Below are 9867 nucleotides of genomic sequence, written 5' to 3' on the forward strand. Positions count from 1 at the left end.
TGTGAGAACTACTTCGTTTCATGCGGATATGAGCCGGAATGATCGAAAAACGCTCTAAGCCGACGGTGAACCACTTCCGGCCCGGTCAAAATGCTGATAGATCGTATGAAGCAGCGATGGAGTTGAATATGGAAGCGTCTCCTACACAGATTATCCAGTACTTTAATGGCGAAAAGCAGAACCTGATACCGCTTTTCCAGCGCCCTTATTCATGGCGCCTGCAAAACTGGAAAGCTCTGTGGGAGGATATGCTTGTCCAATATGACTCCGACGAGAAACTCGTCCATTTCATGGGTACGATCGTCTCCATCCCCGCGCGAAGTGTGCCGGTGGGTGTCAGCAAGCATCTGATCATCGACGGCCAACAACGCCTCACGACCATCTCAATTCTGCTCGTTGCCCTTAGAGACGTTCTTGAAGGGTCAACATCCGACAGGAATGCAGCAGATCGCATCCACAACGTTTATTTGACCAACACCTACAGGAGCGAGGAAGATCTCCTTAAATTCGTCCCAACCCAGATTGACCGGGACCGTTATCGCTCCATCGTTCTTGATCACAACGTACCTAACGACAACAGCCTGATGTCGGAGGCATATGCGTTCTACATCAAGCAGCTCCGCACTGGCCGGGATCTCGACGACGAGCCTATTGATCCACTCAAAGTGCTGCAGACGATCGAAAGCGGGCTGCAGGTGGTCATGATTAACCTGGGCGAGAATGACGACCCATACCTGATTTTTGAAAGCCTGAACTTCAAGGGTGAGCCCCTCACCCAGGCGGACCTGGTTCGCAACTACATCCTCATGCGGTTCCGCCATTCAATGACGAGCGGCGGCGAGCAGGAGCGAATTTACCTCCACTACTGGGCGCCAATGGAGAAGCGCCTCGGCAACCACATCACCGAATTTCTGCGCCATTACGCGATGAGAAGCGGCGAAAATGTCTCGCATCGCGGAATTTACGCCGCAATCAAGAACATCATCAAGGCCGCTACCGATCCGTCCGCCGCGGAGGATCAGCTTGGATATATGGTACAATATTCGATATCTTATGCGAGCTTCGTTAATCCATCGCTTGAGCCAGACGGGCGCATCCGAACCAGCCTGGAGCGCATCCGTAGCCTGGATATTGGATCCTCATACACGCTGCTTCTGCGCCTGTTTGAGGCTCGCCACAGTGGCGCCTTGGACGCAGCGGGCCTCGCGAAATGCCTTCAACTTATTGAGTCCTTCGTTGTTCGGCGTGCCGTATGCTCAGTTCCCACCAATTCGTTGAACAAGATGTTCCTGCAGTGGGCCCGTCAGTTCCCTGATGCCAACCATGTCACATGGCTGCACAAGGCGATGTCATCGGGCGGCGGGCTGACAGGCGGCCGGCGCTTTCCGACCGATTCCGAGTTTTCGGACCACTTTAGGAAAAGCCCTCAATATGGGCGCGGCTATACCCGGTACATTCTCTTCCGTCTTGAGGAGGCATTCGGGCACAAAGAAAGCGTCAATCTGGAAAGTGCAACGATAGAGCACGTTATGCCCCAGACCATGACGCCTCAATGGAAGGCGGAAGTGGGTCAGGACTGCGATGAGGTCCATAACCTTCTCAAGGATACCTTCGGGAACCTCTCGCTGACGGCTTACAACACCGAACTAGGGAACCTCCCTTTCGAGGAAAAGAAGGCGCGTCTGGCTAACACCCACATTGAATTGAACAGGTTCATGCTGGCGCAGGACCGGTGGAACCGCGACGCAATTGAACGCCGGGCAGAGGAGCTCTTCGCTATTGCGAATCGCCTGTGGATTGGACCTGCCGCCCCTGAGGCAGAACCAGAGTCGACATCCGGCCTAGGCTCTCTCGTCTACACATCAAAAGCGTGAATCATGATGAGTTCCGCCAATCAGCCTTTTTCAAAAGGGTTCTGATACCAGTGAACACCGGGAGTAAAGTGGGCCATTATCTGGCGTGTTTCACCGGGCTAAAAGTATGCCAGTCCTGCTAGACCTCCGTTTTTGGCGAAGGCTGAGGATGAAGAGAGTGGAGCTTTATCAGAAGGTTCGCCGGGCCGTTCTTGTTGCTGGCGACAGCCGCCGCAAGACGGCCGCGTATTTTGGCATCAGCCGCAAGACGGTCGACAAGATGCTCAAGTTTCCCGAGCCGCCGGTCCATGGTTGCGCTGGCGGTTCGTACAGCCGCAAGCTGGCCGGGTTTACGAGTATCATCGATGGCATACTGGAAGCGGACCGGACGGTTCACTCCAAACAGCGCCATACCGGGACCCGGATATTTGAACGTCTTCGCGATGAACATGGCTTCAGCGGCGGGATCTCGATTGTCCGCGCCTATGTATCGCGGGCGCGCCTGCGCAGCCGTGAAGTGTTCATTCCCCTGATGCACAGACCTGGGCATGCGCAGGTTGATTTTGGCGAGGCAGACGGGACCATCGGCGGCAAGCGCGTCCGGTTTCATTACTTCTGCATGGACCTGCCGCACAGCGATGCCCCGTTTGTAAAGGCTTACGCTGCCGAGGTTGCAGAGGCGTTCTGCGATGGCCATGTGGCCGGCTTCGCATTCTTCGGCGGGATCCCGCGCTCAATCCTTTACGACAACACCCGGCTGGCGGTTGCGCGGATCCTGGGTGACGGCCAGCGCGAGCGCAGCAGGATGTTCGCCGGTTTGTAGAGCCACTATCGGTTTGAGGACAAGTTTGGGCGCCCCGGCAATCCCTCTCGATCCAACCCGAACTAATCCGGCTCTAGAAATGGGGGCAGGCTCACTGGCAACCGTGAAGGGCGGATCACGCCATCTGGCAGAGGAGCATGATTCTTTAGACCAACCTGTCGCCCACGAGGTACAGACCAACAATTTGGATGGCCTGCCTATACCTTCGAGGATTATTCTGGCGTATCCGGATGATTGATATGCGATCGTATGCGGGGATTTGGGCGGGGCAATGAACGGATTGGCGCAGGCCGACGCACAGCTCGTCGGGGGATATGACGTTGTGGTTGAGGCCGATATCGTCGGCCGTGTGAATTTTGCTTCGGCGCAAAATGGCGTTTCCGTGCTCAGGCAACTGGTGGTGCGCAATCTTTCTGCTGCCCCACTTGAGAACCTGACGGTCACACTCACGGGCGCGCCTGCAATCTTTCGCCACAAGAGCTGGAAAATTGACCGGATCGCGGCCGGGGGGGAGATGGCGCTTCGTGATCGCGAACTGGCCCTGGACCACCAACTGTTGGCCGGCCTTGATGAAGCCGAAGTTGGTCGCCTGACCATTGCCGTTCATGCGCCCGATGGACTGCTGCTGGAAGAGCATCACGCGGTCGACATGCTGGCGCGCGACGAATGGGGCGGCGTCAATGATATGGCTGCCCTGCTTGCCGCCTACGTTTCTCCCAACCACATCGTCGTCGCCGAGGTTCTGAAGGAGGCCTCGCGCTTATTGGAGCGATCAGGCCATCCCTCCGGTCTTGACGGCTACCAGGCTGGTCAGCCCGCGCGATCGTGGATGCTGGCTGGCGCCGTCTGGTCGGCCTTGACAGGGCTCGGGCTGAGTTACGCCATGCCTCCGGCCTCGTTCGAACAACATGGGCAGAAAGTCCGCGATCCTGGTCGCGTCCGGAACGAAGGTCTGGCAACTTGTCTCGACAGTTCTCTTTTATTGGCGGCCTGCCTGGAAGCGGCTGGGCTCAACCCTGTGGTCCTTTTTGGCGAGGGGCACGCCTGGACCGGTGTATGGCTGACAGATCGCGGCTTTGGCGGCGTAACTGAGCCAGACGTAATGACAGTTCGCAAAGCTGTCGACGCCCATGAATTCGTCATGCTTGAAACAACCCTGCTGACGAAGCGACCCACCGTGGGGTTCGAGGATGCGGCGGCGGCGGGACGGGGGCGAGTTTCGGAGGTCAACGAGCACGAGTTCGTCATGGCCGTGGACATTCGTCGCGCCCGTGCAGCCCGGATCAGGCCGCTAGCCAGTCACCACGTTGCGGATCCGGCGGCTGTCGTTGATGAGGCGCCGGCCAGTCCCGCAGCATTGCCGCGCCCCCTTGATGCTGGCCTGCTGCCGGGCGATCTGGTCGATTACGAAGAAACGACGCCAGCGGGGCGCATTGCCCGCTGGCAACGCAAACTGCTCGATCTTTCCCTGCGCAACCGTCTGCTTAACTTCAAGGATAGCAAGCAGACGCTGACGTTCCTATGTCCGGATATCGCCACGCTTGAGGACCAGCTCTCCAATGGCAGGCGGTTCGGGGTCTTGGCGTTGAAGGATGAAGATCCTCTCGGCGCTCGTGACCTGCTGGCTGGTGAGGAGCGGGAACTGCACCTTGGCGTGGCCCGGGACGCACTGGAACGTGGGCAACTGGCGGTTCCCCTGACGAAAAAAGAAATGAATACCCGCCTACTTGAGCTGTTCAGACGCGCCAACAGTGACATGCAGGAGGGTGGAACCAACACGCTGTTCCTTGCCATCGGGTTCCTGAAGTGGCGAAAGACGGAGGGCGACACCCGGGCCTATCGCGCGCCCGTTCTGCTATTGCCAGTGAAGCTCACGCGCCGTTCGGCGCAGTCCGAATTCCTGATAGAGCAGCATGAAGACGAACTCCGCATCAACGCGACGCTGCTTGAATTTCTGAAGCGGGATTTCAGCCTGAACATCCCCGAACTGGAAGGCGAGTTGCCACGGGATGATAGCGGCGTCGACGTCGCCCGCATCTTCGGCGTATTGCGCCAGCGGGTCCGAGACGTCCAGGGGTTCGAGATCGCTGAGGACCTGGCCCTGTCCACGTTCTCGTTCGCCAAGTTCCTCATGTGGAAGGATCTGGTCGAGCGAACCGACAGCCTTCGGGAAAGCCGGCTCGTCCGGCATCTGGTGGACAGCCCCGATGAACCCTTCTTGCGCGATGGCGCGCCGGGCCTGCCGGACGCGCGGGATATCGATCGCCGACTTGCGCCGGGCGAAATGTTCACCCCGCTTTCTGCTGACAGTTCGCAACTCGCGGCGGTGCTGGCGGCCCAGGATGGGCATGATTTTGTGCTGATAGGCCCTCCAGGCACTGGTAAAAGCCAGACGATCGCCAACATCATCACCCAGTGCCTTGCCAACGGGAAAACTGTTCTCTTCGTAGCTGAGAAGTCGGCTGCTCTGGATGTGGTGCACCGCCGCCTTGCAGCTCATGGCCTTGCCGATGCGGTGCTGGAGCTGCATTCCAGCAAATCGGATCGCAAATCCGTCCTCGAGCAACTCGGGCGTAGTTGGGATCGCGCCTCGGAGGCGCGTCGGGCGGAATGGGTGATGATCACCAACAATCTGCACGTCACACGCGACCAACTGAACGCATATGCGGAAGCCCTGCATCGCAGGGGTACCCAGGGTTTCAGCATCTATGACGCAATTGGACTGGCGACAAAGGCGTCTCCACCACGGTTCAACCTGCATTTTGCCAATCGCGATGCCCATGACGAAGAGAGCTGGCAACGGCTAGCGGAACTGACAGCCAATGTGGCGCGGTGCTGGCGCATTATCGACGGCGTACCGCCGCTGGACCTTGTCCAGGCAGAAGAATGGTCATTCGGCTGGGAAGCGAGCCTGATTGAACGGACCAGGTCACTTGAGCGTGCAACGCGGGACCTGCTGGATGCAGCAACTGGCCTGCGAACTCTCATGGGATTCCATGCCGATCCGGATGGCGTCCCCATCAATGTTTCGGCGCTGGAGCAACTGACGTTATTCCCGGTGGATGGGCCTGATGTATCGTGGGCGCTTGACTCCGATTTGGCCTCCCTGCGTCATGAGGCTTCCAGACTCGCCGGCGCTCTGGATGAGCGCCGCGCCTTGGTAGCAGGGCTATCTGCGAGCTATCCTCTGGATCGCTTGGGGTCGCTTCCGCTGGAGAAGATGGACGCTGACTGGCGGCTGGCGCATACGAAAATCTGGCCAATGTCGGCCCTTGCAAAGTCGGCCGTCAGGAAGCTGCTCCAGACCTATGCAAGTACAGGGCAGGCAGATCCCGCAGTCCACCTCGCGACACTGACGCGACTGCGCGAGCTGGACGGTCAGATCACTACATCCGGCCTTGCGTCGTGCCCCGTGTTCGCGGGGAGCGAGACACAGAAAGATGTGCTGATCATCTGGCTGGATGCAGCCGCCGCTATCCAGCAGGCGCTGGCAGCTCTGGAGTCGGAAGTTGCTGATCAGCAGGCATGGAAGGCCGCGCGCCGCGTACTTGCGGCCCATGAGCGCGGCGCACTGCGGGCCAGCATTGATCGATTTTCTGCTGCGTTCGCATGCTGGAGATCAGAAATTAGCGGTTTCACAGAGCTGGCAGGAGGAAACCCAGAACGGCTTGATCTTGTTATGCTTTTGAAAGGCATAGGTCAGCTATATGCGCAAAAGGCAAGGGTTTCAGACTGGATGCGCTGGCAATCCGCGAAGCTGGCGGCGGATAGCGCTGGCCTCGCGCCTCTTGTAGAGGCGCTGGAAGCCGGTGACTTGGAAGGCGATCCGGTCCCTGCTTTCAAAGCAGCCTATGTGAAATGGTGGTTGCCACTGGCGATTGACGCTTCGGATGCGCTGCGTCGCTTTGCCCGCTGGTCGCATGAGGACGCCATCGAACGGTTCCGCGCGCTTGATACACAAGCGACTCGAATGGCGGCTGCGCAGGTGTTGCAGCGCGTGCACCACGGACTGCCTGCCAAGGACGGCGTGCCGAGAAAGTCGGAGCTTGGCGTGTTACGTCACCAGTTGGGGCTGCAACGCCCGAGCATGCCAATACGCGCGCTGATTGCCGAAATGCCGCGCAACTTTACCAGACTGGCGCCCTGCGTGTTGATGTCGCCGCTGTCTGTCGCCCAGTATCTGCCAGCGGGACAAGCGCCGTTCGACGTTGTGGTCTTTGACGAGGCGTCCCAGATCACAACGTGGGATGCGATCGGCGCCATAGCCCGTGGCCGCCAGGCAATTATCGTCGGTGACCCGAAACAGCTGCCGCCGACAAACTTCTTTGGACGTGCGGATGGCAGCGACGAAGACCTGCCTGAGGTCGAGCGAGATCTGGCCTCCATTCTGGACGAGGCCGCGGCCGCCGGCATACCGACGCGACAACTGAACTGGCACTACCGTAGCCGGGACGAAGCGCTGATTGCCTTCTCCAACTGGCATTATTACGGCGGGCGCCTCGTTACATTCCCGTCACCCTATACGGAAACGCGCGCGGTGCAGTTGCACCGGATCAACGGTGTCTATGGTCGCGGTCAGGGACGCACCAATGAGATGGAGGCGCGCGCCATTGTCCGCATGATTGTCCAGCGTTTGGGCAAATGGCTGCAGGAACCCGAAGCGCAACGTCATACGCTGGGCGTTATCACGTTCAACGCCGAGCAACAGAAGCTGATTCTGGATCTCCTAGACGAAGAACGCCGCCGTGCACCGGAATTAGAATGGTTCTTCGAGGATGCGCGTGAAGAGCCGCTGATCGTCAAGAACCTCGAGAACATTCAGGGTGATGAACGCGACGTCATGCTATTCTCGATCACGTTCGGTCCGGACGCCGCCGGCAAACTCTCAATGGCATTCGGCGCCCTGAATGGGGATGGCGGCGAAAAGCGCCTTAACGTTGCCGTGACGCGGGCGAGACGTGAGTTGCATGTATTCGCCTCCCTCCACTCCGACCAGATCGACCTGGCGCGCACCAGGGCACTGGGCGTCCAGCATCTCAAAGCCTTTCTGGATTTTGCCGCGCGCGGCCCCGTTGCGCTGGCGGCCCGGACCGACGGCTCCCTCGGACCAACCGAGAGCCCGTTCGAAGACGCAGTAAAGGCGGCCTTGGAAGCGTTCGGCTGGGAAGTGCGCTCCCAGATAGGCGTCTCGGGCTTCCGAATCGATCTGGGAGTGGTTCATCCAGATCACGCCGGCGCGTTTCTGGCCGGTGTCGAATGCGATGGCGCCACTTATCACAGCTCTGCCAGCGCCCGGGACCGTGACAAGGTTCGCCAGGGCGTACTGGAAGGGTTGGGCTGGTATATCCTGCGAATCTGGTCAACAGACTGGTTCCGCAGCCCGATCGAGGCAGCTGAACGTGTCAACTATGCCCTGAGCACGGTTCTGAAAGCTGATCGAGAGCGTCGTTCCGAAGAAACCGAGCAACTGGCTGAAACTGACGAAGCTGTTTCTGGTGACAGTGAATCTGCGCTTTGCGCTTCCGTTCCCGAGCCACCCGAGAATGCCGACCCTATCTGTGCTCCGTCTGGCCCGGACACGGTCGCTGGAGAACGAATCGTAGGCCATCAGCCATATGAGGCAGGGTTCACCGAGGACGTGCAAAAACAGTCTGGAATGGCGTTGCCTCCAGAATCTTACAGATATGCAGATCCTGATCAGTTTTTTGATGATGATTACACAACCAGACTTGCTTCCATCATCGCGACGATTGTCACAGAAGAAGGACCGCTGCCCCTGCCGCTCCTTGCCCGACGGGTCACCACTCTGCACGGCTGGCAACGCACAGGCTCGCGCATCGCAGAAAGGATAAAACAGGCGCTGCTCCAGGTCGACTGCCATGAGGAAAGTGGTGTGACCTTCGTCTGGTCACGGGGAGCGAGCCTACGCAAGACACCATTCCGCCCCAACATGGACCGCACCGTCCGAGATATCTCGCGCTATGAACTCTGGGATCTCATCTCAACGCACCAGGAACGGATCGCGGCCTCTGCAGATCCCACGCGCGAACTGGCGAGGCTGATGGGGCTTGGACGCCTGACCACAGATACACGCGTCTATATTGATGCGTGCATGCTCTGGTGCAGCACGGCAGGCCCGGATCTCCGCCTGCCTGCAGAAACAGAAAAATAGATGGGTGTACTCCATCTATTCACAGATAAAATAAATTGCGTGGTGTCAAATTCATGTAAGATATTGGGGATCCGGTCGGTTTTTCTGGGCTCGCCTACGAAAATCACCGTCGCGGCGACGCGGTGACCGGCCCCCACCGAGTGGTCCAGATCGATCGTTAGTGCATTGTCACCTCCGACGCCATGGCCGCCCGCTGGTGGAGCAAAGCGGAGCCAGAGGGCGGCCATGGTGTTGTTTTTCACCCAGAACGGATCCGCTTTTCCCATCGAGAAGTGAGCCACTTCTGACAATTGTATGGGTTCCCAACCTAGGGATGCCTTGGCTTCGTCAGCCTGTGTTCTATGCCATGTGTTAGACAGGCTCGGTCAAATGGATGTCGACGCCACATCGCTGTCGGACCCGAACGGTTCTTTGGCAGATCGGCAAACTGGATGCCGTTGTCGGTCAGTACGATCTCGATTTTGTAGGAAACAGCGGCAACCAGCGCGTCGACGAAAGCACGCGCCGTAACGGTGTTGGCTTTGTGGTACTGGATCACGAGGTCGAGCATCCGTCGCGCTGGACTGCGATCATGTCGATCGCGGGCAAAATGGGCTGCACGGCGCAGACGCTGAACGAGTGGGTGAAGAAGGCCGAGGTCGACAGCGGCCGCAAGGCCGGGCTGACGACGGACATGGCGGCCAAGCTCAAGGCTCTGGAACGCGATAACAGGGGGCTCCGGCCGGCGAACGAGATCCTGCGCAAGGCGTCAGCGTATTTTGCCCAGGCGGAGCTCGACCGCCGACACCGGTCACGATCGGCTTCATCGACGATCACCGCGGGGCCTATGGGGTCGAGCCGATCTGCAAGGGGCTGCCGATCGCTCCTTCCACCTGCCATGAGCAAGTCGCCAAGCGGATCAATCCGGGGAAGCTGTCGGCTCGGGCAAAGCGAGACCTGGAGATGAAGCCGCAAATCGAGCGTAAGCGCTGTGCCGCTCACACCTTGCGTTGATGGCTCCACGGCAGGAGGCTGTCGAT

2 protein-coding genes, 2 pseudogenes and 1 other annotated feature are annotated in these 9867 nt (G+C 59.0%); all 4 genes and pseudogenes read left to right on the plus strand.

Annotation, left to right across the window (positions count from 1 at the left end; all coding sequences use genetic code 11):
- Positions 1-38: 38 nt before the first annotated feature.
- A complete protein-coding gene (locus tag IE243_RS20985; protein WP_191321265.1) occupies positions 39-1874 on the plus strand; it encodes a DUF262 domain-containing protein in 1836 nt (611 codons plus the stop codon).
- A 148-nt stretch (positions 1875-2022) separates the two neighbouring features.
- Positions 2023-2673: pseudogene (locus IE243_RS20990) on the plus strand (transposase); the annotation flags it as partial.
- A gap of 274 nt (positions 2674-2947) precedes the next feature.
- Positions 2948-8848, plus strand: a complete 5901-nt coding sequence (gene proA / locus IE243_RS20995) for an anti-phage protein ProA (protein WP_191321267.1) — start codon at positions 2948-2950, stop codon at positions 8846-8848.
- Positions 8849-9371: 523 nt separating this feature from the next.
- Positions 9372-9811: pseudogene (locus IE243_RS23640) on the plus strand (IS3 family transposase); the annotation flags it as partial.
- Positions 9599-9715: a sequence feature (AL1L pseudoknot), on the plus strand. Its footprint overlaps the pseudogene before it by 117 nt.
- Positions 9812-9867: the final 56 nt, after the last annotated feature.

Origin of the sequence: Camelimonas fluminis, assembly GCF_014656355.1 — a bacterium.
GTDB lineage: Bacteria > Pseudomonadota > Alphaproteobacteria > Rhizobiales > Beijerinckiaceae > Camelimonas > Camelimonas fluminis.